Below are 24,857 nucleotides of genomic sequence, written 5' to 3' on the forward strand. Positions count from 1 at the left end.
GTAGAGAGCACTCTGTCTAAATGGACAGAACGATATGAGAACTCTCTCCCGTCTTCGCCTATGTTGCCTACGTGCTCGACTACGAAGGGGACACCCACGTCTACATCCAGATCGCGAACATCCTGCGGGAAAGGGTCGCCGGCCTTCCGTCCGGCAGCCCGGCGCCCAGTGAGGCGGAGATCCAGCAGGAGTTCGGGGTCGCCAGAACCACCGCCAGGCGGGCGGTCCGCCTGCTGCGGGAGGAGGGGCTCGTCTACACGGTTCAGGGGGAGGGCGCCTTCGTCGGGCAGCCGGCGGGAGCGCCGCGCCAGAAACGGAAAATGCCGCTCTACCAGCAGATAGCGACAGAGATCACCGATCAGATCAAGGCCGGAGAACTCCTACCGCGACGCCCCATACCCGGCGAGACGGCGCTGGTGAAGCGGCACGGCGTGGCGCGCGAGACGGTGCGGCGGGCCATGGCGCTCCTCCGGGAGCAGGGCTGGATCTACACCGTCGCGCAGCGCGGCAGTTACGTCTCGCCGAAGGAGTCGTGGCCCAACTCCTGACTTTGCCTGCCTGCTCGTATCGATACGTCTACGCTATGAGCATGCTCGACCGCGATGGCCCGACGCCCATCTACGTACAAGTCGCCGAGATGATCCACGAGCGGATCACCAGCGGGGAGTTGCGGACCGGCGACCCCGTGCCGAGTGAGACGGCTCTGGAGGCGGAGTTCGACATCGCGCGGACCACCGCGCGCAACGTGGCCCGGGAGCTGCGCCGGCGGCAGCTCGTCCACACCGTTCCGGGCGAGGGGACGTTCGTGGGGCCGCTCGGCGTGCCGCGGACGAAGCCGACGCGGGCGGTGCACGCGATCATCGCCAGAGACCTCATCGCCCGGATCACCCGCGGCGAGCTCCGGCCGAACCGGGCGATCCCCAGCGAGAAGGCGTTGATGCGCCAGTACGGGGTCGCCAAGGTCACGGCCCGGCAGGCCGTCTCGCATCTGCGGGACAGCCGCTGGGTCTTCACCGTGCCCAGGCGGGGCACCTTCGTGTCCGACCCGGAGGACTGGCCCGAGACCTCGCTCAGCCCTTGACCGCCCCCGCCGTCATCCCCGTGCCGACGCGGCGCTGCAGGAACAGGAACAGCAGCAGCGCGGGCAGCGCGAACAGGCTGGCGGCGGCCATGGTGGCGCCCCAGTCCGTGCCGAACACGTCCCGGAACGACGACAACCACACGGGCAGCGTCCGCTTGTCCTGATCCTTGATGATCAGCACGTTGACGAACGCGAACTCGTTCCACGCCGTGATGAACCCGAACAGCGAGGTCGCCATCAGCCCCGGCGCCAGCAGCGGGAACACCACCCGCCGGAACGCCACGACCCGGCTGCACCCGTCCACCTGCGCCGCCTCCTCCAGCTCCAGCGGGATGGCGGCCAGGAACCCGCGCAGCGTCACGATGGTGAACGGCAGCGTGATCATGAAGTAGACCCCGGTCAGCATCGCCAGCGAGTCCAGCAGCTCGGTGTCGCGGGCGATGATGAACACCGGCACCAGCAGCGCCTCCCACGGCGCCATCTGCGCCGCGAACACCGCCACCACGAACGCGCCCCGGCCCCGCCACCGCATCCTGGCCACCGCGAACGCCGCCAGCAGCGCCACCACCAGCGCGATCAGCACCGCCGCCACCGTCACCAGCAGGCTGTTGCGCCAGTAGGTCCAGAAGCCCGGCGCGTTGATCGCGGTGACGAAGTGGTCGAGCGTGGGGTCGCCGGGCCAGAACGTCGGGGTGTCCGCCTGGATGTCCCTGGTCGGCTTGAACGCGGTCAGGAACATCCAGTAGACCGGGAAGATCGTCGTCACGAGCACGGCGACCGCCGCGGCGTTGAGCATGAGCCTCTTCACGAGCGCACCATCCGACGCAGGTTACTGATCAGGGCGACGGCCAGGATGACCACCGTGAGCATGGCCACCGCCGAGCCGAGGTCGTAGCGGTGCAGCACGCGGGCGATCTTGAACGCGTACACGGGCAGGGTGGTCGTGGCGCCGTCGGGTCCGCCCTGGCTGAGCACCCAGATCTGCGGGAAACACTTGGCCACCCAGATCACCTCCAGCGAGGCGACCAGCGCGAACAGCGGCCTGAGCATGGGGAAGGTGACCTTCCAGAACACCTGCCAGCCGGTCCCGCCGTCGATCCTGGCCGACTCGAACAGCTCCGTGGGGATCGTGGTCAGCCCGGCGTAGAGGGTGAGCGCGGCGAACGGCACCGACTGCCACACGACCAGGATCACGAGTACGGCGAACGTGGCCGTGCCGTTGGCGAACCAGGTGTAGCCCTGGAAGGAGTCGAAGCCGAGGGTGACCAGCAGCCAGTTGACCACCCCCAGCTCCGACTGGAACAACCACTGGAACACGGTGGTGGCCGCGATGATCGGGGTGGCCCAGGCCAGCGCCAGGGCGCTCATCAGGGCCAGGCGCAGGCCGCGGCGCAGGCGCGGCAGCATCAGGGCGACGCCGGTGGCCAGCACCACGATGAGCACCACGTTGATCGCGGTCCACACGACCGTGCGCAGCAGCACCTGCCAGAACTCCTCGCCGGTCAGGAGCTCCTCGTAGTTCTCCAGGCCGACGAGCGTCGCCCCGCCCCTGATCAGCTCGCCCATCCGGAAGTGCTGGAACGAGATCACCGCCGCCTTGAGCAGCGGGTAGAGCAGGAGGAAGGCCCCGCCCGCCACCGTGGGCGCGATGAGCAGGTAGGGCCAGGGCGAGCGGTCCCTTCGCCACATCAGGATCCGCTGTTCAGGGTCGTGGTGATCGTCTCGGAGACCTTCTTCGCCTCCGCCGCCGGGTCCGCGCCGGTGAGAACGGCGGTCATGTACTGCTTGATCACGGAGGTGGCCTCCACGGCGGCCCAGTTGGGGGTGTTCGGGGTGGCGCGGCCGTTGGCGGCGCCGGTGGCCATGGCGGCGGTGCCCTCCTCGCCGGAGAGCACGCCGGCCAGCGAGGTACGGTTCGGCACGAAGCTCATGGCCTTGGCCAGCTCGGTCTGGAACTGCTCCCCCGCCAGCGCCTTGACCAGCTCGTACGCCTCGTCCTGGCGCTTCGAGGCGGCCGGGATGATCAGGTCGGAGCCGCCGGTGAAGACGGTGCCCGGCTTGTCGGCGGTCTTGCCCGGGATGGGGAAGAAGCCCATCTTGTCCTTCAGCTTGGCGTCCACCTCCAGGACGCGGGCGGCGACGCCGGGCACCGCGATGATCTGGGCGACCTTGCCCTGCGCGAAGACCTCGTGCTGGGGCGGGTTGGCCTCGTCGGCGTCCTTGGGACCCTTGCCGAGGGCCTGCAGGCGCCGGTAGTAGTCCATGCCGGCCAGCGCCTGGGGCGTGTCGAGGGCGCCCTTCCACTTGCCGCCCTCCTGGACCGCCAGGTCGCCGCCCTCGTCCCAGACGAAGCCGGCGAGGGCGTACCAGGTCTGGCCCGTCAGGTAGATGCCTTGGTTGCCGTCTTTATTGAGCTTTGTCGTGACATCTAGCCACTCGTCCCGCGTTTTGGGCGGCTGCTCGATGCCGGCCTTCTCGAACAGGTCCTTGTTGTAGACGACCACGCGGTTGGCGGCGTACCAGGGGATCCCGTACTGCTTGCCGTCGATGTTGCCCGGCTGGGCCAGACCCGGCAGCCAGTCCTCGCCCTTGAGGTCGGCCACCTTGGCGGTCAGGTCGGTGACGCCGCCGCTGGCCGAGTACTGAGCGACCTGGGTGTTGCCCACCTCGATCACGTCAGGGGCGTCCGTGCTGGCCAGGGCGGCGGTGACGCGCTCGCCGATGCCGTCCCACGCCTGGATCTGGAGGTCGAGGTCGATGCCCTGGTGCGCGGCCTCGTACTCGGTCTCGAACTTCTTCAGCAGTTCCTGGGTGACGCTGCCGTCCATGATCCAGACGGTCAGCTTCGTCGGGCCGGTCGCCTTGGGCTCCTCGGCGGCGGTGCCGCACGCGCCCAGCGCGAACACGGCCGCCAGGGCCAGGATGCGGTTCTTCATGGCGTTCCTTCTGGTGGGGGGTGCCCGCGCCCGCTGGTCGCGGGCGCGGGGCTTTCGTCACGAGTTGGGGACGGTGTCCTTGAAGGCGGTGCCGGCGGCGCGCAGGGAGGCGACGCGGCTGAGCACGTCGGCGGGCGCGACGACCTCGTTCTTGCTGTGGTAGAGGTAGTCGACCTGCTGCCGGTACGTACGGGTCCCGGTGGCGCCCTGGAGATCGATGAACCACTGGTTGAACATGATCCACATCGGGGTCTCGGGATAGTAGATGTCACCGTGGTCGGCGAACAGGCGGCCGTCCACGTAATACCTGATCCGGCCGCCCGAGACCTGGATGACCAGGTCGTGCCAGCCGGCGAAGCTCGTCCGCTCCTCGGTGTGGGTGTTCACGGCCTGCCAGGGGTCGCCCTGGTAGGTCTCCCAGCTCGTGGCGTAGAGGATGTTGGACGGCTCGCCCCAGCCGCCGTTCGGCAGATACTCGAAGTCGAGCTCGCCGTACTCGGGGTCCAGGTTGTAGCGCAGCGGGGTGATGGTGAAGAACGTCTGCACCACGTGCTCGCCGTCGGGGCCGCTGGTGGGGGCGTCGCTGAAGCGGACCCGGGCGGCGTACGTGCCCTCGTGGAACTTGCGGTTCGCGGTGGACAGCTCGGTCTGCACGGTGCCGGCCGCCGTGCCGTTCGTGGAAGAGTCGAGCGTCAGCAGGCCGCCGGGGAACGAGACGCCCGCGGGCGACCAGGTGGCGCCGGGCACGCCGGGGCCTCCCGAGCTGGAGCGCACCGTCCAGCCACGCTGGGCGAGCAGCGGGTCGCCCGACCCGGAATACGTGAAGTCGTCGAACAGCACGCCCGCTCCGCCCGGGGGCACGGTCGGCGTGACGGTCGGGGTCGGGTCGGGGTCGGTGCCCGTCGGCTTGCCCCATGCCAGCTGGCCGTTCACGTAGACGGCGATCTTGTCCCAGTTCGCGTAGGCCGTCTGGGCGCCGTAGGAGTAGTCGTCGCTCTGGGTGAACGTCTGCCAGTCCGCGCGGTAGAAGCGCAACTGCATGTCGCTGGTGTTCTGGCCCGGGGCCAGGCTGCCGGAGCTGAAGCCCACCTCCAGGTACTGGCCGCTGCCCTGCTGGCGGACGAACTGTCCCGTGATCGTCGAGCAACCGACGACCGCCCAGGAGCAGGCGAAGCGGTAGGTCTCGGTGCCCGTCAGGTAATAGCGGATCTTGACCTGGTTGAGCGGGATCGTGGTGGTGCCGTCGTTGAACAGGCGGAGCCAGGGCTCGGCCTGGGCGGTGGTGGCGCCGGGGGCGCTGGTGCGGTACTGGAGGCGGACGGCCTGGTCGGCGTTGGCCGGGGCGACCAGGGTGCCGAAGACCAGGGCCGAGATCAGGATGGCGGGGATGGCTAAGGAGAAGACAAGTTTTCCGAAATTTCGGGACATGGGCGGGCTCTCCTTGCGGTGGTTACGGCCCCCGAATTTCGTGCATGCCGAAGAGAGGTGGTGGCGCGAGAACGGTCAGGCGCCGCGGCGGATGCGGCCCGCGTACAGCGCCTCCAGGCGAAGGTTGTGCGCGTCGCCCTCGGGGACGTTGGCCGAGAGGTAGACGGGCGGCACTTCACCGGCTTCGAGCAGGTTGCGTACCGTCCGGGTGACGACGAGCTGGGCCAGCAGGGCTGAGGTGATCGTGGAGACGGCCCCGGTGGCGCCTCCGTCGGGCAGGGGCAGGACGGCGTCGCCGTACGGCGCGTGGTTGTCCAGGACGACGTCGGCCAGATCGATGAGCTTGCGGCCCGAGGGGTGACGGGACGCGGCGGCTTCGCTGTGGGCTCGGGAGGTGATCGCGATCAGGTCGTGACCGCGTTCCTTGACGAGGGTGGCGAGCTCGACGACCACGCCGTTCACGCCGGAGTTGGAGATGATGACGAACAGGTCGTGGCTCTGGACGGGGGCGAGGTCGAGGATGGTGCGGGCGACGGCGGGGTCGCGTTCGAGGTCGTAGCGGTCGAGCTCGGACGGGGGCGCGTCGCCGTACCGGACGATGTCCCTGAGGGCGAGCCGGTTGGTGGGCACGAGGCCTCCGGCGCGGCCGGCGATCTCCATCGCGACGGCCTCGGAGTGGCCGGAGCCGAACGCCTGGATGACGCCGCCTCCGGTCAGCGCCTTGGTGAAGAGATCTGCGGCACGCGAGATCTCCGGATCGTCCGGGATCGTGCGTACGAGGTGAGCGATGTGCTCGACGAATTCCTGCGGATCCAGCGTCATACATCCCCTTCTGGTAGACGGTGTCCGGCAACGGCGCGGACGGTGACGTCGAACGCCTGCTTCGTCCGCTCGTAGGTCTGCTGGGCGACGGACACGTACACGACGTCGAGCACGAGCAGTTGCGAATGGATCGCGGCGAACCCCTCGGAGCGGAAGCTCGTCGCCCGGCTGGCCGTGGTGAGCACCAGCTCGGCCACCTCGGCCAGCGGCGATCTCGGCTGCGAGGTGACGGCCACGGTGATCGCGCCGTGGCTGCCCGCCTCCGCGAGCACCTCGATGACCTCGCGCGTCCGGCCGCTGTGCGAGATGCCGATCGCGACGTCGCCCTGGCCGAGCAGCGCCGCGTCCGTCAGCGCGCTGTGGGCGTCGGACCTGCTCCAGGTCGGTACGCGCATGCGCTGCAGCCGGTATTCCATCTCGCTGGCCACGGCCGCGCTGCTCGACACCCCGAACAGCAGCACCCGCCCCGCCCTGGCCACGGCCTGCGCGGCCTTCTCGACCACGGCCAGGTCGAGCTGGTCGCGGGTCTCCTGGATCAGGCGGATGTCGTTGGCGGACACGACGCCCAGCACGCGTTCGAGGCTGTCGTCGGGCAGGATCTCCTGACCGATGTCGGTCTCCCAGGTCTGCTGCGCCACCCGGCCGGTCTCGGTGGCGATGGCCACGCGCAGCTCGGCGTACCCGGCGAAGCCGAGGGCGCGGCAGAAGCGCGTGATGGTGGCCGTGGACGTCCCGCTCCGCTCGGCGAGATCGACGATGGTCAGCCGGGCGGCCTCGGCCGGGGCGTTGAGGATGGCGTCGGCCACCTTGCGCAAGGCCTCCGGCATGTCGTGCCGTTCGGCTCCGATGCGGTTGAGGAGTTCCACGCGGTGATAATTATGCTCAGACAGTGGCGCCGTCAAGCTATCCGGGCAATAATTTTTGACATGCAGGTGGTTCTTGGGGTCGACGCCGGGGGCACTTCCTCGCGTGCGGCGGTGTTCACGGTGGCGGGCGAGCCGTTGCGGCGGGGGCAGGCGGGCGGGGCCAACCCGGGGGCGCTGGGCCCGGACCGGGCCGCCGCCAACCTGACGGCCGCCGTGCGCGCCGCCCTGGCGGGGATCGATCCGGCGCAGGTCAGGGGCGTGGTGGTGGGGCTCGCGGGCTCGCCCGGGCGGTGCGCGGAGCTGACCGAACGCGTCTTCCGCGACCTCCTGCCCGGGGGCGTGCGGGGGGAGACCGCCGGGTCCCTGCCGGTGCGGACGGTCGGGGACGTCGTGACCGCGTTCGCGGCCGGCACGCCGGCGCCGTCCGGGACCGTGCTCATCTCGGGGACGGGGGCCATCGCGGCAAAAATTACCGACCACGTGCCGGTCGCCACCGCCGACGGGTACGGGTGGCAGCTGGGCGACGAGGGCTCGGCCTTCTGGCTCGGCCGCGCCGCCGCCCGCGCCACCATCCGCGCCCTGGACGGTGGGATCCCCGAGGGCGGGGTGCCGGCGGGCGGGCTGGTGGCCTCGGTCGTCGATCGGCTGGTGCCGGAGGGGCTGAACGGACTCGACGGGGCGATCGGCGTGGACGGATCGGGCAGGCCGGACGGGGCCGGATCGGACCTGGCGGGCGGCTCGGGCGGGGAGCTGGTGGCGCGGGTGGCGGCGGCGGTGCACGCGCGGCCGCCGCTGGCGCTGGCCGAGCTGGCGCCGCTGGTGAGCCGGGCCGCCCGGGACGGCGATCCGACGGCGGTGTCCATCGTCGCCGAGGCCGCGTCGCGCCTGGTCCGGACCGTGTCCGAGGTGCACGAGCCGGGGCTGCCGATCGTGCTCGCCGGCAGCGTGCTCACGGCGGAGGGCCCCGTACGGGACGCCGTACAGGGCCTTCTGGAGGGGGCGTCACCTGCCGTGGCGGGCGACCCGGCAGGCGCGGCGGCCTGGCTGGCGGCGCGCCCGTTCCTGGATCCGCGAGAGTCGCAGGCACGCCACCCGCGCTTCGTCCGCCCCGCCACCTGAGCATCGCCACCGCTCACCGCGTGAGGAGGGCCGCGCTCCCGTAGCTGCCACCGAACCCCGTCACCAGCGCCACCTCACGCCCCGCCCGCAGCTCCCGGACGGCCTGGGCCACGTTGTTCAGCCCGTGCACGTAGCCCTCGGACAGCAGGCCGCCGTGCGGGTTCACCCAGGCGTGCCGGCGCTCCAGCAGGTACGCCCCCAGCTCCCCCCGCCCGACCAGCCCGAAGTCCTCCAGCTGCCGGGGCACCAGCCACGAGTACGCGTCGTACGCCAGCACCACGTCCACGTCGGACGCCCGCATCCCGGACGCCTCCCAGAGCATGGGCGCCACGTACGCCGAGAAGATCGCCGTGACGTCGGGTGCCCGGTCCATCGAGGAGCAACCATGGCCTCCCCCGCGTACCACCGCCCGCACGCGTGGCCCGTCGATCACGCCGCTGACCAGCAGGGCGCAGGCCCCGTCGGTCTCCTGGCAGCAGTCCACCGTGCGGAGCGGGGTACAGACGTACGGCCTGGCGAGGTAGTCGGCCAGGGCGAGCGGCTCGCGGCGCAGGGCCCTGGGGTTGGCCTTGGCGTTGTCCCTGGACTGGGCGACGACGGCGTGCAGGTGCTCGGCCGTGAGCCCGGTGTCGTGCAGGTAGCGGGTGGCGGCCAGGGCGAACAGCGGGACGGGCCCGGCGAGGCCGTAGGTGAAGCGTTCCTGCGGGCCGGTGGAGACGGTGTTCATGCGCTTGCCGGAGCGGCCGTTAAGTGCCCGATAAATCAAGATATTTCGCGCCAGACCGGCGTGGATGAGCATGGCCGCGTCCCCCAGGATCGACGCCGCCTGCGTGCCGCCCCCGGCGATGTCGTTGTGCCAGCCGAGCCGTTCGATCCCCAGCGCGCGGGCGACCTGCACGACGGGCGCCGAGTCGTTCAGGTGGTAGCTGAGCACGCAGTCCACCTCGCTCGGGCCGATCCCGGCGTCCGCGCACGCCGCCCGGCCCGCCTCGACCGCCAGCTCCAGCTCGGAGCGCCCGGACTCCCTGCTCAGGGCCGTCATCCCGATCCCTGCCAGGGCTGCCCGCCCCGCGAACGGCTGCATGCCGCCTCCTCCGCTCGCCCGCACTGTCGCGATCTCACTATACGAGGCAAGCGCTTGCTCGGCAGAGCGGCGCGGCCACCCCTGCATGGCCTTTCCGGAAGGCCGTAATGGCGGCCTTTTCCGTCCCAAGTCATTCGCCGCCGGGCGGCTCCATGTCCGGGAAATCCCGCGTGACCAGCGGGTTACGCCGTCCCGCCAGGAATCAGGTGACTGAGAACCTTCACGGGAGCTGTCCCCTCTTGTAATACAGAGGTGCGATCTCCCGATAGCCCATCATCATCAAGCCCGAGGTGAGCGATGGATCTACGCTACGTCCGGTACGCCATGGCGATCGCACGGGCGGGCAGCCTCCGCCGGGCCGCCGCCGCGCTGCACATCGCTCAGCCCACGCTGTCGGAGCAGCTGAGGGCCCTGGAGAAGGAGATCGGCGTCGAGCTGTTCAGCCGATCGTCGAGCGGCGTGCAGCTCACCGAGGCGGGCGAGGCGTTCCTGGCCCAGGCCACCGTGGCCGTCGACGCCTTCGAACGCGCCGTGGCGGCCGCCAGGAGCACGGCCGAGACCGCCCGCCTGGGCGTGGCCGACGGCCTGGGCGATGTGGTCGCCCGGCTGCTGTCCCAGCTCCACAACGGCCACCTGCGGGTCGCCCCGATGGGCACGGCCGAGCAGATCGTCTCGATCGCGGACGGCGCCCTGCAGGCGGGGCTCGGGTACGCGCCCGGCTCCCTGCCCAGGGGCGTGGCCCGGATGCTCATCCACCGCTACCCGGTACGCGCGCTGCTGCACCGGGAGCACCACCTGGCGGCGCACGAGGCGGTGTCGCTGTCCGACCTGGCGGGCGAGCCGCTGCTCATGCCGGAGTCCGACGCCGTGTCCGGCGCCCGCCGGTTCCTGGAGGGCTTCGTACGCCACCGCCTCCACCCCCGGCTCGGCCCGTCGGCGGCCACCCACGACCTGGTCATCAACATGGTGGAGGAGGGCTCGGGCTACGCTTTGTGCGTGCACGAGGGCACCACGGTGCCCGACACCCTGGTGTTCGTCCCGGTGAAGGAGGACGTGCCGCCCCTTGAGGTGGTCTTCCTCTGGAACCGCCAGGCCGACGTGCAGGAGCTCGTGAGCGCGGCCCGGCATCTGGCCCGCTCTGGATAGCTCTATTATCTAACGATGCGCATCTCCGAACTCAGCGCCAAGTCCGGCGTGGCCATCCCGACGATCAAGTACTACCTGCGCGAGGGCATGCTGCACCAGGGCCGGCAGACGGCCGCGACCAGGGCCGAGTACGACGAGTCGCACCTGCGCAGGCTCCGCATGATCCGGGCCATGCTCGAGGTGGGCAGGCTCTCCGTGGCCTCGATCAAGAAGGTCGTCGCGGCCGTGGAGGACGAGTCGCTGCCGACGCACGAGATGCTCGGGACGGCCCACTACGCGCTGAGCCCCGCAGTGGAGCCGGAGCCCGGCGCGGAGTGGCAGGCCGCCCGCGCCGAGGTGGACGGCTTCATCGCGGACCTGGGCTGGGACATCCACCCCGCCGCCCCCACCCGCGACGAGCTGGCCCAGACCCTGGTCCGGATGCGCCAGCTCGGCGTGCCGGTCGACCTGGCGCCGTACGCCGAGCTGGCGCGGAAGCTGGTCGCCGAGGTGGAGATGGACGCCATCCCGTTCGACGGCCCGCGCGACGCGGCCGTGGAGGCCCTGGTGCTCGGCACCGTCCTGTACGGCCGGGCGTTCGACACACTGCGCCGGATGGCCCAGGAGTCGGAGTCGGCCCGCCGCCTCACGTCCTAGACCAGCCCGTTCGCGCGCAGGATCGAGACCGTCTTGACCGTGACGGCGCCGCGCCACTCCAGCGAGCCGGCGGGCGAGAACCGCGCGTAGTCCACGGTCCACCCGCCGTCGTCCTGCTGCTCCCCCGCCAGCCGTACGAGGTCGGCCGCGATCACCTCGGGGTCGAACAGGCCGCGGGCCGGCCGCCCGGGGTAGGGCGCGATGTCGAGGGGCCGCAGCGCCTCGTTCTCGGTGCCGCCCTCGACGGGCACCCGCCCGTCCTCGGGGACGTGGGCGCCGAGCCGCTTGAGCAGGTCGGCGGCGCGGGGATGGCTGTCGTACACGGCGTCGAGGAAGTGCACGGCGAACGACAGCACGTACGCGTGCGGCATCTCCTCCAGCGCCGCGATCGTGTCGAGGCAGTAGCGCGTGGCCTTCTCCAGCCACGGGTGCCCGGCCACGGCCGGGTCGTGGACCGCGACGCGGTGGGCGACCGCCGCCGTGATGGCGGTGATCTGCAGGGACGAGGTGTCGGCGGCGCCTCCCGCCCACCAGGTCGCGGTGGCGGTGGGAACCGTGAGCGGCAGCGAGAACGGCAGCCCGCCGTCGGGCAGCGTCACCGAGTCCAGCCAGTCGCACAGGGCCGCGGCGTGCGGCGAGGTGACCGGGGCGATCTCCTCGAACACCTCGAAGGCGTGCAGCGCCGAGCCGGGCTGGCTCTCGGGGGAACGCAGGTCGGGCTCCAGGCCCCAGCCGTAGCCGCCGTCCGGGTTGCGGTAGCCGTCCAGGGCGGCCAGCGCGCCGGCCGCGTCGCCTTCTCCCATGAGCAGGTCGTAGCGGCGGCGGTCCAGGATGCGTGCGTGCCCGGCCATGAAGCCGGGGACTGCGGAAAGGTTCACGTTCATGCAGCCATCGTGCCCGGATCGCCACGGGCCGGTCTTGTAGGTTCCGGACACGCCGGCAGTGCGATCATGGCGGCATGGGGGTCGACTTCCACACCGGTCCGGCGCGGGCGAGGTTCGCCGCGCAGCGGGTGGCGCGCCTGGCCAGGCTCGCTCCCGACGGCACGCCACGCGTGGTGCCCATCACGTTCGCCCTGGACGGCGACACGGTGGTGACGGCAGTCGATCACAAGCCCAAGACGACCACCGACCTCAGCCGGCTGCGCGACATCAGGGCGAACCCGGCCGTCAGCGTGCTGGCCGACCACTACGAGGACGACTGGACGCGGTTGTGGTGGGTGCGCGCCGACGGGCGGGCCTTCGTCCTGGAGGACGGGCGGGATGCGGCGCTCGACCTGCTGGCGGCCAAATACCGGCAGTACCGCGAGCGCCGGCCCGAGGGCCCCGTGATCGTCGTCGAGGTGACCAGGTGGAGCGAGTGGTCGGCTACTCCCTGATCGTCACCGGCCGCTTCAGCAGCCACAGCGCCGCCCGCTGGAGCAACGTCCGGTGGATCTCGTTGTCGTACGACCTCGTGTCGTGCCCCAGCGCGTCGTAGAACACCCGCCCGCGCCGCACCGGCCGCGCCCAGATCAGCGGCTGGCCGTTCGACGAGGCCAGCGGCTCGACGTCGGGCAGCACGTCCAGGTCGCTGTAGACCTCGTCCACCACGTCGAAGTCCCGCAGGCCCTCCACCACCGGATGCGTCCCGTGCACCCGCACCCCTGTCCAGCCCAGCGGCGGGTGGTGGGACTTGGGCCAGGTCCAGCAGCCGCCCAGGACGCGTGGCCAGCCCTGCCAGTCGTCGAAGCAGATCGACGCCGAGTGCATGCACAGCAGCCCGCCACCCCGGTCGAGGTGGTCGAGGAGAGTCGTACGCGCCCCGGCCGGTAAGGCGAAGCGCCACTCGTCACGCAGGTCGGCGAAGCGGTCCTGGGTCATCTGCCAGCGCAGCGCGTTGACCGTGATGAGCTGGACCTCCGACGGCTCGCTCAGCGCGCCCGCGATGTCCTCGGTGATCTCCGACTCGATCCCCACCTCGGCGAACGCCTCCGCGAGCGCGCCCGACGTGGCGGCGAAGTCGTGGAAGGGGCCTCCTGACAGGATCAGATTTCTCGCCACTTGCCAACCTCATCACGCTTACCGCGACATTTCTACCCATGTCCTGGCAGTACGCGCCGCTGTGGCGGGAGGCGCCCGGGGTACGCGCCCGTGGTGGCGGGGATGGGGATGGGCGGGCCGGTGCCGCGGTTGGCGGCCCCGGCACACCTCGTTCTTCGGCGGGCGGGCATGATGCCGGTCGTGGAGGACTTCGAGGAATGTCGCCCGATGCTGCTCGGTCTGGCCTACCGGCTGCTCGGCAGCATGTGGGACGCGGAGGACGTCGTACAGGAGGCCTGGCTGCGCTGGGAGGGCACCGACAGGGGCGCGGTCAGGGAGCCGCGGGCGTTCCTGGTGACCGTGGTCTCGCGGCTGGCGCTCGACCAGCTCCGCTCCGCGCGGGTCAAGCGGGAGGCATACACGGGGCCGTGGCTGCCCGAGCCGGTCATGACCTCCGAGGCGGGGCCGCTGGACACGGCCGAGCTGCGGGACACGGTCTCGTACGCGACCCTGTACATGATGGAGCGGCTCTCACCGCCGGAGCGGGCGGTGTTCGTGCTGCGCGAGGCGTTCGAGCTGCCGTACGACGAGATCGCGGAGATCGTCGGCTCCTCCGCGGCCAACGCCAGGCAGATGCACCACCGGGCCTCCGTCAGGCTGGCCCAGGGGCGCGACCGGTTCCGGCCGTCCACCGAGGAGCACGCCAAACTGCTGGTGAGCTTCATGCGGGCGGCGCAGAGGGGCGACCTGGCCGCGCTCACCGAGCTGCTCCACGAGGACGTCGTGTCCTACAACGACGGCGGCGGCCGGGTCCGCGCGGCGCTGCGGCCGATCATCGGCCGGGAGAAGGTGCTGCGGCTCCTGGAGGGCCTGGCGGAGCGCTACCGGGTCACGGACTCGCAGATGCTCGACGTCAACGGCACGCCCGCGGTCTTCACGCGGGTCGACGAGGTCCTGCGGCAACTCGTCCTGATCGACGTCCGCGACGGCCGCATCTCCGGGATCTACGCCGTGCTCAACCCCGACAAGCTCGCACACGTGAGCCGGGGCTGAGATCCGCGGCCCCCACAATCTATAGTCGCCCCTATGGATCTCGGCATCTCGGGCAAGGTCGCCCTCGTCACCGGAGGCAGCGCGGGCATCGGGCTCGCCGCCGCCAAGAGCCTCGCGCGGGAGGGCTGCGACGTCTGCGTCAGCGCCCGCGACCCGGAGAAGCTCGCGGACGCGGTGGTGGAGCTGCAGGAGTTCGGCAAGGTCGTGCACGCCGTGCTGGCCGACGTGGAGGACCCGGCCGCCGCCCGGCGGGTGGCCGAGGAGACGCGCGACGTGCTCGGCCCGATCGACATCCTCGTGGCCAACGCGGGCGGGCCGCCGCCCGGCCGCTTCGACGAGCTCGGCCTCGACGCCTGGGACGTGGCCGTGCAGCGCAACCTGCTCGGCACCGTACGCCTGGTGCACGCGGTGCTGCCGGAGATGCGCTCGCGCGGCTGGGGCCGGATCGTCACGATCACCAGCAGGTCGGCCCGCGAGGCGCTCGACGGCCTGGTGCTGTCCAACGCCACCCGCTCGGCCGTGGCCGGCCTCGTGCGCACGCTGGCTCGCGAGGCCGGCCGCGACGGTGTGCGGGTCAACAACGTGATGCCGGGCCCGATCGAGACCGAGCGGCTGCGGGAGACCGCGGGCGGCGAGGACGCGCTGCGGCAGCGGGGCGAGTCGGTGCCGGTCGGCCGGATCGGTCGGCCCGAGGAGGTGGGGGACGTGGTGGCGTTCCTGGCCAGCTAGCGGGCCTCGTTCGTGAATGGGGTCTCGATCCTGGTGGACGGCGGGGAGAGCCGCGTCATCGCCTGAGGAGGGTGCGCACGACCGTGGCCGCCCAGGTCTCGTCGTCCTCGGGCAACATCACGTAGTGCGACAGGTTGGCCCGGTGGAAGCAGGCGCCCATCAGCAGGGAGGCGGCGGCGTCCGCGTCGATGCCCGCGTCGATCCGGCCCCGGCCCTGCTCCTCGCGCACGATCTCGGCCAGCGCATGGACCGGCAGGTGGGGCCCGGCACCGGCCTTGGCCAGCATGTTCCTGAACCCCTCCAGGAGCGGCGGGTCCCCCAGCACGCCGCCGCCGATGGCCGCGGCCCTGGTGTAGAACTCCAGGGCCATGATGGTGAACGTGCTGAAGTTGGCGGTCACGTCCTCGTGCCCCACGCTCTGTCGCAGCCGCGTCAGCGCGGGGCCGAGCGCGGGCATCCGCTCCAGCAGCACCGCGAGGAGGAGCGCCTCCTTGCTCGCGAAGTGCTTGTAGAGCAGCGCCTCCGAGCAACCTGCCTGGTGGGCGATGCGTTTCGTCGTGGCCCCCGCGATGCCGAACTCGTGAATCGCCTGCTCAGCGGCGTCGATGATGCGATCGCGTGTGCCCATCCGCCCATGATATGAGCGTGTGCTCACCCATACCGGCGTACATGACATCCTTCCTGTTAGGGGAACCATGGAAAGGGCGATGGGCATGGACAAGCCGGTCATCGTGACGGTGGATGACGATCCAGGCGTCTCGCGGGCGGTCGCCCGCGACCTCAGACGCCGATATGGGCAGGAATACCGGATCGTACGCGCGGAGACGGCCAGAGCCGGCATCGACGCGGTGAAGGAGATGCGGTTGCGGGGCGACGAGGTGGCGGCGATCCTGGCCGACTACCGCATGCCCCAGATGAACGGCGTGCAGTTCCTCGAGGCCGCCATGGACATGTATCCGTTCGCGCGCCGGGTGTTGCTGACCGCCTATGCCGACACCGACGCCGCGATCCAGGCGATCAACGTGGTGGACCTCGACCACTACCTGCTCAAGCCGTGGGATCCGCCGGAGGAGAAGTTCTACCCGGTGATCGACGGGCAGCTGGACGCCTGGTTGCGGACCGACCGGGTGGAGCGGGCCGAGTTGCGGGTGGTGGGCGACCGGTGGTCGGCGCCGTCCTACAAGGTGCGCGACTTCCTGTCCCGCAACCACGTGCCGTACCACTGGCTGCTGGCGGAGGACCCGGAGGGCGCGCAACTGGTGAAGGCGGCGGGCGAGAACTGCCACCTGCCGCTGGTGGTGACCGCCGACGGCGTCACGCTGGAGTCGCCCGACCAGGCGACGCTGGCCACGGCGGTGGGGCTGTCCACGACCCCGGCCACCGACTTCTACGACCTGATCGTGGTGGGCGGCGGGCCGGCCGGGCTGGGCGCGGCCGTCTACGGGGCCTCCGAGGGGCTGAACACCGTGCTCGTCGAGGCGTACTCGTCGGGCGGGCAGGCGGGCCAGAGCTCCCGGATCGAGAACTACCTGGGCTTCCCCGACGGCGTCTCCGGCCAGCAGCTCGCCGACCGGGCGCGCAGGCAGGCGCTGAAGTTCGGTGCGGAGCTGCTGACCGCGCGCAAGGTGGTCAGCCTGGAGCCGCGCGGGCAGGCGCGGGTGGTCGGGTTCAAGGACGGCGGGGAGATCGCGGCGCACGCGGTGATCCTGGCCACCGGGGTGACCTACCGGCGGCTGGAGGCGCCCGGGCTGGACGAGTTCGTCGGCCGGGGCGTCTTCTACGGCGCGGCCCTGACCGAGGCGCCCGCCTGCCGGGACACCGAGGTGTTCATCGTGGGCGCGGCCAACTCCGCGGGCCAGGCGGCGGTCTACCTGTCGGGATTCGCGAGCAAGGTCCACTTGTTGGTGAGGAGTGATGGTTTGGAGAAGTCCATGTCTCACTACCTCATCGAGCAGATCGCCGCGATCCCCAACATCGAGGTGCACGTCCAGACGCAGGTCGTGGGCGGCGCGGGCGACACCCATCTGGAGCGGCTGACGCTGTCCACGAAGGGCGAGGAGCGCACGGTCGACGCGCAGTGGCTGTTCGTGTTCATCGGGGCGGAGCCGTACACCTCGTGGCTGGGCGAGACGATCGAGCGGGACGCGCGCGGGTTCGTGCTGACCGGGCCCGACCTGGTGCAGGGCGGGCGGCGGCCGCGCAACTGGCCGCTGCGGCGCGAGCCGTACTTCCTGGAGACGAACGTTCCCGGGGTGCTGGCGGCGGGCGACGTACGCGCCGAATCGATCAAGAGGGTGGCCTCCGCCGTCGGCGAGGGCGCGATGGCCGTCGCGCTCGTGCACCGTTACTTGGAGAAGCAATGACCGACCAGATGACGATCGACATCGACGAGCTGCGCAAGTTGTTCCTGTTCGAGCGGCTCACGGACGAGCAGCTCACCAAGCTGGCCGGCAGCGGGCGGGTGCAGACGTACGGCCAGGACGAGAACATCGTGTGCCAGGGCGAGCCGGCCGAGTGCTTCGCCGTGCTGATCGAGGGCGAGGTGCAGATGATCAGCGAGACGGTCAGCGCCGGCACCGTCGCCATGCCCCGCACCTCGCAGCCCGGCGTCTACGGCGGCGCCACCTCGGCCTACCTGGGCGACCGGGCGCCGGAGACCTACCAGCACACGCTGCGCGCCACCGCCCCGTCGCGGATGTTCATGCTGCCGGCCAAGAAGTTCGCCTACATCGTGGCCGAGTGGTTCCCGATGGCGATGCACCTGCTCGACGGGCTGCTGTCCGGCGGGCGGATGCAGCGGGAGATCATCGACCGGCGCCAGCGGCTGACCGCGCTCGGCACGATCACGGCCGGGCTCACGCACGAGCTGAACAACCCGGCCGCGGCGGCCGTGCGGGCGGTGAGCGAGCTGCGCTCGCTGATCAAGACCTCCCGCATCCAGCTCGCCCAGCTCGCCGAGGACGGCATCCCGCCGGAGAAGCTGCGCGCGCTGATCGAGGCGCAGGAGGCGTGCACGAGCAACCTGGGCAACCAGGAGCAGCGCTCGCCGCTGGAGATCTCCGACGCCGAGGACGAGCTCGGCGAGGCGCTGGAGGAGCTCGGCGTCGAGGACGCGTGGGAGCTGGCCCCCGCGCTGGTCAACGCCAGCTTCAACAACGCCTACCTGCAGAAGATCCGCAGCAAGGTGGGCGAGGAGCACACCCCGGCGGCGCTGCACTGGCTGGCCGAGGCCATCGAGATCTCGCAGATGCTCAACGAGGTGACCGAGGCGACCGAGCGCATCACCACGCTGATCCGCTCGGCCAAGCAATATTCACAGATGGACCGGGCGCCGTTCCAGCAGGTGGACGTGCACGAGCTGCTCGACAGCACGGTCGCGATCTTCCGCGGCAAGGTGCCGCCGGGCATCACCGTGGTCACCGACTACGACCGCACGCTGCCGGACATCCCCTGCTACGCGGGCGAGCTCAACCAGGTGTGGACGAACCTGATCCACAACGCGCTCGACGCGATGGGGCAGGAGGGCACGCTGACCATCCGCACCGCGCACGACGAGGACGAGGCCATCATCGAGATCGGCGACACCGGCCCCGGCGTGGCGGAGGCGATCAAGGACCGGATCTTCGAGCCGTTCTTCACCACGAAGAGCGTGGGCGAGGGCACGGGCCTCGGGCTCGACATCTCCTACCGGATCGTGGCCGGCCGGCACGGGGGCGAGATCAAGGTCCGCTCGGTGCCCGGCGAGACCTGGTTCGAGGTACGCCTGCCGCTCCGCGAACCCGTGGCCACCGCTTGAAAACAGGCGGAAAATCCTTTCCCCGGCGCCGGCTCCCACTTGTCAGATCGCTTACTGACCGCATGTAATGGGTGACCGAAATGCGGGAGGGAGGCGAACCGGTGAGTGCGCTGCCGGACGTCCCGCCCGGTTTCGTGCTGCCGCGCGACCCCGGAGCGGCCGTTCCCTGAACACCGGTGGAAGGATTCTCGTGTTGATCACCGACTGGGCCCGGCGGGCCCTGCCGGCCATGCTCGACGACCTCAGGGCCGTGGTGGAGCTGGAGACCCACAGCTACGACAAGGCCATGCTGGTCAAGGGGCTGCGGGCGATCCGGGGCAGGGCGGTCGGGCACCTCGGGACGCCGGACGACGAGATCCTGCACGAGGGCGGGCAGCACGGCGACGTCCTGGAGCTGACCTACCGGGGCACCGCGCCCGGCACGGTGCTCCTGCTCAGCCACTACGACACCGTCTGGCCGACGGGGACGCTGCTGGGCTGGCCGTTCGCGGTGGTCGAGGGCAAGGCGACGGGGCCGGGCGTGTTCGACATGAAGGCGGGGCTCGTGCAGTCGATCTGGGCGCTGCGCGGGCTGCGGGAGCTGGGGCTGCCGCATCCGAGCGTGCGGTTCCTGTTCAACGGGGACGAGGAGCTCGGCAGCCCGGCCTCGCGCGAGCACATCGAGACGGCCAGCGAGGACGCGCTGGCGACGCTGGTGTTCGAGGCGTCCATGGACGGCGCGCTGAAGACCGCGCGCAAGGGCGTGGGGCTGTTCAACGTGAGCGTGACCGGGGTGGAGGCGCACGCGGGGCTGGATCCGTACGCGGGGGCGAGCGCGATCCATGCCCTGGCCGAGATCGTCACCACGCTGGCCGGGGTGGGCTCGCGCGAGCGCGGCACGACCGTGAACGTCGGCCTGATCAGCGGCGGCACGGGGCGCAACGTCGCGGCCGGGCGGGCGGCGTGCGGCATCGACGTGCGCGTGACCGACGCGGCGGAGATGGGGCGGATCGACGACGTGTTCGCCGGGCTGCGGGCCTCGGACCCGCGCGTGACGGTCTCCGCGAGCGGCGAGTGGAACCGGCCGCCCATGACCCCGAACCCCGCCTCGCAGCGGCTGTTCAAGGAGGCGCAGGAGGTGGCGGCCGGGTTCGGGTGGCTGGTGAACGAGGCCGCGGTCGGGGGTGCCAGCGACGGGAACTTCGTATCGGCGCTCGGGCGGCCGGTGCTGGACGGGATGGGGGCCGTGGGGGACGGGGCCCATGCGCGGCACGAGCACGTGCTGGTGGAGCACATCCCGGAGCGTACGGCCCTGACGATCGGCCTCATCGCCGCGCTGGCCTGACCCGTACCGCTACGGTGTGGCTCCGCCTCGATGAGAGCGCTCTCACCCTCAGCCGAAGACGCGGTCCCGGGTCAGGTCGAGGGCCGTCAGCACGGCGCCCTGGAGCACCGCGTTGCCCTCCACCGTGCTGGCGCGCACCTCGGTGGGCGCCGGTGACAGCTCCCGCAGCCGCGCGGCCACCTCGGCGGCCAGCTCGTCGCCGCCCGCGCGCCCGCTCTCGCCGCCGAGCACCACGAGCCCGGGATCCAGGAGCGTGACGAAGGCGAAGGCCCCCTTGGCCACGCGGGCGGCGAACTCGGTGAGGCCGAGCCCGCGCACGTCCGAGACCAGGTTGCAGAACGCGGTGCCGTCCACCTCCAGGAAACCGATCTCCCCGGCGCCGCCCGAGGCCCCGCGCCGCACCCGCCCGCCGAGCACGACCGCCGCCCCGACCCCGTCGTCCACCCACAGCAGCACGAAGTCCTCGCTGCCCCGCGCCGTACCGGTACGCAGCTCGGCGATCGCCGCCAGGTTGACCTCGTTCTCGAGGATCACCGGCATGCCGAGCCGCTCGCGCCAGGAGGCCACCAGCCCGGCCCGCCACCCGGGCACGTCGTTGGACGACACGAGCTCGCCGTCACGCGGGGCCACCAGCCCGGGCGCGCCGATCACCACCGTGTCGAGCACCCGCTCCCCCGCGGCCTCAGCCAGCACGCCTTCGACCAGATCCACGAGATCGCCGCCGACCGCCCTGGTGGCCGACCCGACGACCCGGCCCGAGATGTCGGCGACCGTGACGTTCACCGTCTCGCGCCGCAGGTCCACCCCCGCCACATGAGCCCGGTCCGCCACCACCCCGTACAGGCGCGCGTTCGGCCCCCTCCGGTCCTCCCCGGACTCGCCCGTGACCTCGACGAACCCGCCCTCCATGAGCCGCTCGATCAGGTCGGACACGGTCGGCCTGGACAGCCCGGTCAGCGTGCGGAGCTGGGGCGCGGTCAGCGGCCCGCGCTCCAGCAGCAGGTCGAGGGCCAGCCGGTCGTTGATCGCACGGGCCATGGCGGGGGTCGCGGTCTTCATCCACCCATAATAAGCAGGGAGCCTGCCTGAAAGCTCTTTTCATCAGGGAGCCTGCCTGATAGTTTCGGGGCATGAGCCATCATCGCGCCATAGCGGCTGTCTTCGCCGTGCACGGGGCCGTGGCGGGCAGCCTGTCCACGCGCATCCCGTGGATCCAGGACCATCTGGCCCTCGACCCCCGCCTCCTCGGACTCGCGCTGCTGTGCCCCCCGATCGGCGCCTTCATCGGCATGCCGACGGCCAGCCGGTTGGCCTACCGCTTCGGCGGCCGGGCGGCCACCCGCGTGCTGATCGCGCTGTGGTGCGCCGGGCTGGCCCTGCCCGCGCTCTCGCCGTCGCCGATCTGGTTGTTCGCCGCGTTCCTGCTGTTCGGCGCGGCCGCCGGCATGTCCGACATCACGATGAACGCCCACGCCGTCGTCCTCGAACGCCGCCTCGGCCGCTCGATCATGTCCGGCCTGCACGGCATGTGGGCGGTCGGCAGCCTGGCGGCGGGCGGCATCGGGACCGTGGCCGCGCAGGCGGGCGTGGACGCCAGGCTGCACCTCGCGACCGTCTCGGCCGTGCTGCTCGTCCTGGGCGGGCTGGCCGGGCGCCACCTGTACTCCGACGACTCACCCGCCGACGAGCCCGCGCCCCGGCGCTTCGCCCTGCCCTCACGGGCGATCCTGCCGCTCGGGGTGGTCGGGTTCTGTGCCACGTTCGCCGAGGGCGCCAGCGCCAACTGGTCGGCCGTCTACATCACGGAGGTCACCGACGCCGGCCCGGGCATGGCCGCGGCCGGCTACACCATCTTCATGTTCTGCATGGCGGGCACCCGCCTGCTCGGGGACCGGGTCATCCGGCTGCTCGGTCCGGTCAGGGCCGTCCGGACAGGCGGGGCCGTCGCGGTGCTCGGGGGTGTCGTCGTGGTGACGGCCCGCACACCCGTACCGGCCATCGCCGGGTTCGCCCTGGTCGGGCTGGGGGTCGCGGTGATCGTGCCGCTGGTGTTCGCGGCGGCGGGCAACGCCGGGGCCACCCCGGGCGAGGGGGTGACGGGGGTGGCGACGATCACGTACCTGTCGGGGATGATCGCCCCGGCCGTCACGGGATGGGTGGCCGGCGGGCTGTCCTATCCGGCCGCGTTCGCGCTGATCACCGGCGTGGTGGTGGTGCTGACGCTGCTCGCCCAGGTCCTGCGGCCCTCGGGCGGCGGGGGCGGTGTGCCCCAGCCGTCGGTGCTCGCCCGGGAGGGCGTGGCGAGGACGCAGGAGTGAGACCGGCGCGCGGCGCTGCCGGGGGCGCTGCCGATGGCGCCACCGGGAGCGCGACCGGGAACGCGCCTCGCGGCTCGCCGACCAGGGGCTGCGCAATTGGTGGCGCGGATCGCCGAACCGACGGCTTGTCCGGAACGTCGTCTTTTACGTGATCAGTGCGGATATGTTGCTGGCGGGCCGGTATCGCTTGCTGTCGCGGCTCGGCAGTGGCGGGCACGGCGAGGTCTGGCGCGCCCAGGACACGCTGCTCGAGCGGGTCGTGGCGGTGAAGACGGTACGCGCGGCGCTGGCCGACAACCCCGAGTTCACGGCCCGGTTCCATGCCGAGGCCCGCTCGATGGCCACCATCGACCATCCCGGCGTGGTGGGCGTGTTCGACTTCGGGATCGCCGAGATGCCGGGTGGGCGGACACCGTACCTGGTCATGCAGTACCTCGACGGCGAGCCGCTGCACCTGCTGCTGTCCCGCCGGGGGCGGGTCGCCGCGGGCCCGACGATGGAGCTGGTCGCGCAGGCCGCCGCGGCGCTCCAGGCCTCGCACGAGGCCGGCGTCGTGCACCGGGACGTCAAACCGGGCAACCTGATGATCCGGCCCGACGGGACGGTGGCGCTGACCGACTTCGGCATCGCCAGGACGGCCGAGGGCCTCCAGCTGACGGCCACGGGCATCGTGCTCGGCACCGCCACCTACTGCGCGCCCGAACAGGCCGAGGGCTCCGCGCCCACCCCCGCGATGGACGTGTACGCGCTGGGCGTGGTCGCGTACGAGTGCCTGGCGGGGCGGGTGCCGTTCGAGGGCGAGAACGCGGTCGCGATCGCGCTCAAGCACCTGCACGAAGAGCCGCCTCCGCTGCCCGACGACGTCCCGGCCGGGGTCCGGGAGGTCGTCGTGCGCGCCATGGCCAAGGATCCGGCAGCTCGCTGGCCGAGCGCCTCCGCCTTGGCGGCGGCTGCCCGTGCCCTCGCGGACGGCGTTGACGCGCCGATGGCGGGCCTCTCCGGTGTCGACGGCGGCACCACCGCGACACCGAGAACCGCCGCACCTGTCGGCCCGCCACATGATTCCGCATCCGCCGGCCCACCTCAGGACACTGCAACGGTCACCCCGCCCCGTGATTCCGCGCCCGCCGGCCCACCCCAGCACCCCACACCCACCGGCTCACGCCAGCACCCCACCCCCACCACCGCACGCCAGCACCCCGCACCCACCGCCGCACGCCAGCACTCCATGCCCACCGGCGCGCCTCCAGGCTCCGCGTCCGCCGACCCACCTGGCGGCTCCGTGTCCGCCGACCCACATCGTGGCTCCGTGTCCGCCTCCCGGAGCACCGCCGAGGCCTCCGGCGAAGGCTCTCGCCGGGAGCAGACCACCGGCGTGCGAGGCGCACGTCGTACCCGGCGGGGCGTGCTGATGGCAGGAGGCGGGCTCGCCGCCGCAGCGGCAGCGATCGCGGCGGCCGTGGCCTGGACCCTGCTCCAGCCCAGCCCACCGCCCACCACGGCGGCCCAGTCACGCGCCGGCGAAACCCTCCCGTCCACCGCGCCGGAGCCCGTACCGAATCCCAAGACGGACGCCAAGGACGGCGAGCCTCGCGACACCCCCACGACCCCTGACACGTCCCAGGATCCGGACGCATCCGCGAACCCCGACCCCTCCGCCGACCCCTCCACCGACCCCGACCCGTCCGCGAACCACCAAGGCCCGAAGACCGGCCTGCTCGTCGGCGGCATCGTTCACGTCGGCAAGCCCTCACCCGGCAGTGCAGCCACTGACGGCTACCAGCCCGGCATGGTCGAGGTCTTCACCGACAAGGGCCGGCGGGTGGCGGGCAAGCGCTCGGAGCAGAGCGGGTTCCGCTTCTCGTTACCTCAAGGCGGCTACCGCCTCCAGACCGCCGTGGGCGATGAGACGTGCTCGACGACAGCCCAGGTCAAGCTGGGCAAGACCACGCGAGCAGACCTGAAGTGCACCATTTCCCCGCCCCCCGCGTCCGAACCGGCCTTCCAGAGCGCGAGCATCAAGGACAAGAGCGGTGACGCCAAGGGCGGGCCGAACGCGGGGAAGCCACCCCTGTACGCCGACCTCCTGGCCGCCGTGGTGCGGGGCGGCAAGGAGGGCGCGACCGCCGAGTTCACCACCGCCGGCACCGTCCCCACGACCGCCCCCTCGGAAGTACGCAGCCGCAGCGCCTGGACCGTCTCCGTCGAGCAGGACGGCAAGACCGCCACCCTGTCGCTCACCGGCGCGAAGGACACGTGGACCCTCCACTGGGCGGCGAAGGACAACAAGACCGACCAGGTGTCGGCAGCGGCCAAGCCCACGATCTCCGGGGCACGGATCTCCGTCGCCCTCGGCCATCGCGCCCCACTGAAAACGGCCCCGATCGACTTCGCCAAGCCGTACCGGATCGTCGGCGCCGGCTCCAACGTGATCCACGCGCTCCACGGCTGGACGGACGCCGCCCCCTGACGCCGGCCTCCCATGGAGACGGTGTGAC

General features: G+C 71.6%; 24 protein-coding genes. 13 read left to right on the forward strand and 11 right to left on the reverse strand.

Annotation, left to right across the window (positions count from 1 at the left end):
* Positions 1-71: 71 nt before the first annotated feature.
* Both ACTWPW_RS10220 and ACTWPW_RS10225 read left to right on the forward strand, forming a co-directional pair.
* On the forward strand, positions 72-548 hold the full coding sequence (locus ACTWPW_RS10220) for a GntR family transcriptional regulator (RefSeq protein WP_364130250.1): 477 nt from the start codon (positions 72-74) through the stop codon (positions 546-548).
* A gap of 41 nt (positions 549-589) precedes the next feature.
* Entirely contained in the window at positions 590-1,081 is a 492-nt protein-coding gene (locus ACTWPW_RS10225; RefSeq protein WP_375115758.1) for a GntR family transcriptional regulator, read from the forward strand.
* On the opposite strand, the gene ACTWPW_RS10230 is transcribed toward ACTWPW_RS10225, so the two are convergent.
* The 6 genes from ACTWPW_RS10230 to ACTWPW_RS10255 all read right to left on the reverse strand — a co-directional run bounded on the left by ACTWPW_RS10230 (position 1,071) and on the right by ACTWPW_RS10255 (position 7,133).
* The gene (locus tag ACTWPW_RS10230; protein WP_375115757.1) at positions 1,071-1,889 is read right to left on the reverse strand and encodes a carbohydrate ABC transporter permease; all 819 of its coding nucleotides are present in this window, start codon (positions 1,887-1,889) and stop codon (positions 1,071-1,073) included. The two genes, ACTWPW_RS10225 and ACTWPW_RS10230, sit on opposite strands and share 11 nt — an antisense overlap.
* Positions 1,886-2,770: a carbohydrate ABC transporter permease gene (locus tag ACTWPW_RS10235; RefSeq protein WP_364130242.1), complete on the reverse strand. Its 885-nt coding sequence runs from the start codon at positions 2,768-2,770 to the stop codon at positions 1,886-1,888. The genes ACTWPW_RS10230 and ACTWPW_RS10235 overlap by 4 nt, the downstream gene beginning before the upstream one ends.
* Complete coding sequence (locus ACTWPW_RS10240; RefSeq protein ID WP_443168531.1) at positions 2,770-4,017, reverse strand: extracellular solute-binding protein; 1,248 nt, start codon at positions 4,015-4,017, stop codon at positions 2,770-2,772. The genes ACTWPW_RS10235 and ACTWPW_RS10240 overlap by 1 nt, the downstream gene beginning before the upstream one ends.
* Positions 4,018-4,074: 57 nt before the next feature.
* Entirely contained in the window at positions 4,075-5,445 is a 1,371-nt protein-coding gene (locus ACTWPW_RS10245) for a cellulose binding domain-containing protein (RefSeq protein WP_375115756.1), read from the reverse strand.
* A 75-nt stretch (positions 5,446-5,520) separates the two neighbouring features.
* Positions 5,521-6,267, reverse strand: a complete 747-nt coding sequence (locus tag ACTWPW_RS10250) for an SIS domain-containing protein (protein WP_364130235.1) — start codon at positions 6,265-6,267, stop codon at positions 5,521-5,523.
* A complete protein-coding gene (locus ACTWPW_RS10255; protein WP_375115755.1) occupies positions 6,264-7,133 on the reverse strand; it encodes a MurR/RpiR family transcriptional regulator in 870 nt (289 codons plus the stop codon). Before ACTWPW_RS10255 ends, ACTWPW_RS10250 begins: the two co-directional genes overlap by 4 nt.
* Positions 7,134-7,193: 60 nt before the next feature.
* On the opposite strand from ACTWPW_RS10255, the gene ACTWPW_RS10260 reads away from it, so the two are divergent.
* Positions 7,194-8,252, forward strand: coding sequence for an N-acetylglucosamine kinase (locus ACTWPW_RS10260; RefSeq protein ID WP_375115754.1), 1,059 nt, complete (start codon positions 7,194-7,196; stop codon positions 8,250-8,252).
* 13 nt (positions 8,253-8,265) lie between these two features.
* Here ACTWPW_RS10260 and ACTWPW_RS10265 read toward each other — a convergent pair whose 3' ends face one another.
* A complete protein-coding gene (locus ACTWPW_RS10265) occupies positions 8,266-9,336 on the reverse strand; it encodes a thiolase C-terminal domain-containing protein (protein ID WP_375115753.1) in 1,071 nt (356 codons plus the stop codon).
* Between the two features lie 297 nt (positions 9,337-9,633).
* Here ACTWPW_RS10265 and ACTWPW_RS10270 point away from each other — a divergent pair, with 297 nt between their 5' ends.
* Together ACTWPW_RS10270 and ACTWPW_RS10275 are read left to right on the forward strand one after the other, a co-directional pair.
* Positions 9,634-10,482, forward strand: coding sequence for a LysR family transcriptional regulator (locus ACTWPW_RS10270; protein ID WP_443168532.1), 849 nt, complete (start codon positions 9,634-9,636; stop codon positions 10,480-10,482).
* 15 nt (positions 10,483-10,497) lie between these two features.
* Entirely contained in the window at positions 10,498-11,118 is a 621-nt protein-coding gene (locus ACTWPW_RS10275; RefSeq protein ID WP_375115751.1) for a MerR family transcriptional regulator, read from the forward strand.
* Here ACTWPW_RS10275 and ACTWPW_RS10280 read toward each other — a convergent pair.
* Positions 11,115-12,002, reverse strand: a complete 888-nt coding sequence (locus ACTWPW_RS10280; protein WP_375115750.1) for a hypothetical protein — start codon at positions 12,000-12,002, stop codon at positions 11,115-11,117. The two genes, ACTWPW_RS10275 and ACTWPW_RS10280, sit on opposite strands and share 4 nt — an antisense overlap.
* Positions 12,003-12,076: 74 nt before the next feature.
* Between ACTWPW_RS10280 and ACTWPW_RS10285 the strand changes: the two genes are divergently transcribed.
* Positions 12,077-12,496 (forward strand): TIGR03668 family PPOX class F420-dependent oxidoreductase, encoded by a 420-nt coding sequence (locus ACTWPW_RS10285; protein ID WP_375115749.1) that lies wholly within the window; start codon positions 12,077-12,079, stop codon positions 12,494-12,496.
* Here the strand turns inward: ACTWPW_RS10285 and ACTWPW_RS10290 are convergent.
* A complete protein-coding gene (locus tag ACTWPW_RS10290; RefSeq protein ID WP_375115748.1) occupies positions 12,486-13,160 on the reverse strand; it encodes a ThuA domain-containing protein in 675 nt (224 codons plus the stop codon). The genes ACTWPW_RS10285 and ACTWPW_RS10290 overlap by 11 nt on opposite strands.
* Before the next feature lie 171 nt (positions 13,161-13,331).
* Between ACTWPW_RS10290 and ACTWPW_RS10295 the strand changes: the two genes are divergently transcribed.
* Entirely contained in the window at positions 13,332-14,192 is an 861-nt protein-coding gene (locus tag ACTWPW_RS10295; protein ID WP_443168552.1) for an RNA polymerase sigma-70 factor, read from the forward strand.
* A 33-nt stretch (positions 14,193-14,225) separates the two neighbouring features.
* The gene (locus ACTWPW_RS10300; protein ID WP_443168533.1) at positions 14,226-14,921 is read left to right on the forward strand and encodes an SDR family NAD(P)-dependent oxidoreductase; all 696 of its coding nucleotides are present in this window, start codon (positions 14,226-14,228) and stop codon (positions 14,919-14,921) included.
* 55 nt (positions 14,922-14,976) lie between these two features.
* On the opposite strand, the gene ACTWPW_RS10305 is transcribed toward ACTWPW_RS10300, so the two are convergent.
* Positions 14,977-15,549 carry a TetR/AcrR family transcriptional regulator gene (locus tag ACTWPW_RS10305; RefSeq protein WP_443168534.1) on the reverse strand — a complete coding sequence of 191 codons (573 nt, stop codon included), beginning with the start codon at positions 15,547-15,549 and terminating at the stop codon, positions 14,977-14,979.
* 79 nt (positions 15,550-15,628) lie between these two features.
* On the opposite strand from ACTWPW_RS10305, the gene ACTWPW_RS10310 reads away from it, so the two are divergent.
* The 3 genes from ACTWPW_RS10310 to ACTWPW_RS10320 all read left to right on the forward strand — a co-directional run bounded on the left by ACTWPW_RS10310 (position 15,629) and on the right by ACTWPW_RS10320 (position 20,041).
* The gene (locus ACTWPW_RS10310; protein ID WP_375115746.1) at positions 15,629-17,284 is read left to right on the forward strand and encodes an FAD-dependent oxidoreductase; all 1,656 of its coding nucleotides are present in this window, start codon (positions 15,629-15,631) and stop codon (positions 17,282-17,284) included.
* Positions 17,281-18,717 (forward strand): ATP-binding protein, encoded by a 1,437-nt coding sequence (locus tag ACTWPW_RS10315; RefSeq protein ID WP_375115745.1) that lies wholly within the window; start codon positions 17,281-17,283, stop codon positions 18,715-18,717. The genes ACTWPW_RS10310 and ACTWPW_RS10315 overlap by 4 nt, the downstream gene beginning before the upstream one ends.
* Positions 18,718-18,907: 190 nt before the next feature.
* Entirely contained in the window at positions 18,908-20,041 is a 1,134-nt protein-coding gene (locus tag ACTWPW_RS10320; RefSeq protein ID WP_443168535.1) for a M20 family metallopeptidase, read from the forward strand.
* Between the two features lie 48 nt (positions 20,042-20,089).
* Here the strand turns inward: ACTWPW_RS10320 and ACTWPW_RS10325 are convergent, their stop codons facing one another.
* Positions 20,090-21,100 carry an ROK family transcriptional regulator gene (locus ACTWPW_RS10325; protein WP_375115743.1) on the reverse strand — a complete coding sequence of 337 codons (1,011 nt, stop codon included), beginning with the start codon at positions 21,098-21,100 and terminating at the stop codon, positions 20,090-20,092.
* A 71-nt stretch (positions 21,101-21,171) separates the two neighbouring features.
* On the opposite strand from ACTWPW_RS10325, the gene ACTWPW_RS10330 reads away from it, so the two are divergent.
* Positions 21,172-22,359 (forward strand): MFS transporter, encoded by a 1,188-nt coding sequence (locus ACTWPW_RS10330; protein WP_443168536.1) that lies wholly within the window; start codon positions 21,172-21,174, stop codon positions 22,357-22,359.
* Between the two features lie 148 nt (positions 22,360-22,507).
* On the forward strand, positions 22,508-24,829 hold the full coding sequence (locus tag ACTWPW_RS10335; RefSeq protein ID WP_443168537.1) for a protein kinase domain-containing protein: 2,322 nt from the start codon (positions 22,508-22,510) through the stop codon (positions 24,827-24,829).
* Positions 24,830-24,857: the final 28 nt, after the last annotated feature.

Origin of the sequence: Nonomuraea sp. KM90, from assembly GCF_052246675.1 — a bacterium.
Taxonomy (GTDB): domain Bacteria; phylum Actinomycetota; class Actinomycetes; order Streptosporangiales; family Streptosporangiaceae; genus Nonomuraea.